Consider the following 2,010-nt stretch of genomic DNA (forward strand, 5'->3'; position numbering starts at 1 on the left):
TCCGTGAATGTTTACCGGTACTCCGGTGACACATGCACGAGAGCGGCACGCCGGGCGGAATGGGCCCGGTCGTGTCCAGCGTCCTCGCTGTGTTTACTGCAAAGGAACCTCAACGATCCGGACGGTGTCCGTGTCGTCGGGGTATCAACATATCTGGCGTTGATTTTTGGCACGCTGTTGAGTTCTCAAGGAACGGACGCTTCCTTCGTACCGGCCCTCGCGGGCTTTCCTCCGGGCGCTTCCCTTCGGTTCTGCGTTTCCGACTCTATCAGACCGTTTCCGGTGCGATGTCCTCGGTGGCTTTCGCCGTTTTCCGCCGTTTGGGGTTTTCCGCTTGCGCGTTTCCCTTTCCGGCGGTTCCGACTCTATCAGATCTTCTTCTTCGGTCTGACCCCCGGTCAGCGGGGTTTGTCTTTACCGGCCGTTGGGCCGTTCCGACGAGTGAGACTGTAGCGGATTCCCTGCCCCCCGAGCTAATCGGGGGCCTGCGTCCTTTCGAACGCGGATTCCTCATTTCGCGAATACGCACACCAATGCCATGACGGCAGACAGACGCCTGCCATCGTGCTGGTGCGGTACCTACGGAATGGCTGTCCGGGGCCGACCGGAGTCGGTACTCACGTCGGACAACTCGGAGAACAGTACGGAGGACGCCGGGGCGTGTCAACTCTCTGCCCCGATCGCCACCCGGCCCCCGCTTCAGGACGTGGCCCGCCCCGTCTCCGGGCCGGGCCCGGTGTTCGGCTCGGACCGGCCCGCCTGGCAGCAAGTCGTCGGTCGTTGACCTCCGTGCCCCTGGGAGGCGGGGTGCGGGGGCGGCACGATCAGGTCATGGAGATTGCGGAGAACGCGGCGCTGGTGGTCGTCGACGTGCAGCGGGGTTTCGAGGACCTCGGTTTCTGGGGGCGGCGGAACCACCCCGGGGCGGACGGGAACATCGCCGGGCTGCTCGACGCGTGGCAGGCGTCGGGGCGGCCGGTGGTGTTCGTGCGGCACGACTCGGTCGAGCCGGCGTCGCCCCTGCGTCCGGGACAGCCGGGCAACGGGTTCAAGGAGTACGTGGAGCGGCGGCGCGGGAAGGGAGGCGGGGGCGCCGAGCTGCTGGTGACGAAGAGCGTGAACTCGGCGTTCCACGGCGCGCCGGATCTCGGTGCCTGGCTGGAGGATTCGGGGATCTCCCAGGTGGTGCTGGTCGGGATCCAGACCAACATGTGTGTGGAGACGACGGCCCGGGTGGGCGGGAACCTCGGCTACGACGTGGTGGTCGTGTTCGACGCGACGTACACCTTCGACGTGGAGGGGCCGTTCGGCTGGCGGTGCGACGCGGACGAGGCGGCGCGGGCGTCGGCGGTGACGTTGCACGGGGGCGGGTTCGCGCGCGTGGTGATGTCGGCGGACGTGCTCGCCGCGATGGTGTGAGGGGCAGGGGCCGGCGGGGCGCCCGGTCGTGGGCGCCCCCGGGCGGGGCCCGTCCTCAGTCCTTGGTGCCGGAGGCCAGTTCGCGGCTGCGGTCGCGGGCGGCTTCGAGGGCGGCGATGAGGGCGGCCCGTACGCCGTGGTTCTCGAGTTCGCGGATGGCGTTGATGGTGGTGCCGGCGGGGGAGGTCACGTTCTCGCGGAGCCGTACGGGGTGCTCGCCGCTGTCGCGGAGCATGGTCGCGGCGCCGATCGCGGACTGGACGATCAGGTCGTGGGCCTTGTCGCGGGGCAGGCCGAGCAGGATGCCGGCGTCCGTCATGGCTTCGACCAGGTAGAAGAAATACGCCGGGCCGGAGCCGGACAGGGCGGTGCAGGCGTCCTGCTGCGACTCGGGGACGCGGAGCGTCTTGCCGACGGCGCCGAAGATCTCCTCGGTGTGGGCGAGGTGCTGCGGGGTGGCGTGGCTGCCGGCGGAGATGACCGACATGGCCTCGTCGACCAGGGCGGGGGTGTTCGTCATGACGCGGACGACCGGGGTGCCGGCGGCGAGGCGGTCCTCGTAGAAGGAGGTGGGGATGCCCGCGGCGCCGC

The 2,010-nt window shown here is 69.1% G+C and carries 2 protein-coding genes; one reads left to right on the plus strand and one right to left on the minus strand.

Annotated elements, in window-relative coordinates:
* Window positions 1–831 precede the first annotated feature (831 nt).
* A complete protein-coding gene (locus tag AOK18_RS14340; RefSeq protein WP_055694608.1) occupies window positions 832–1,419 on the plus strand; it encodes a cysteine hydrolase family protein in 588 nt (195 codons plus the stop codon).
* Between the two features lie 55 nt (window positions 1,420–1,474).
* Here AOK18_RS14340 and proC read toward each other — a convergent pair.
* Window positions 1,475–2,010, minus strand: a 536-nt coding sequence (gene proC / locus AOK18_RS14345) for a pyrroline-5-carboxylate reductase (RefSeq protein ID WP_055694609.1), incomplete at its 5' end; no start/stop codon positions are given.

It is taken from the genome of Streptomyces prasinopilosus (genome assembly GCF_001419695.1).
Lineage (GTDB): Bacteria > Actinomycetota > Actinomycetes > Streptomycetales > Streptomycetaceae > Streptomyces > Streptomyces prasinopilosus.

Coding starts and splice junctions, on each gene's coding strand:
- AOK18_RS14340 (WP_055694608.1), top strand. CDS start 832: ATGGAGATTGCGGAGAACGCGGCGCTGGTGGTCGTCGACGTGCAGCGG.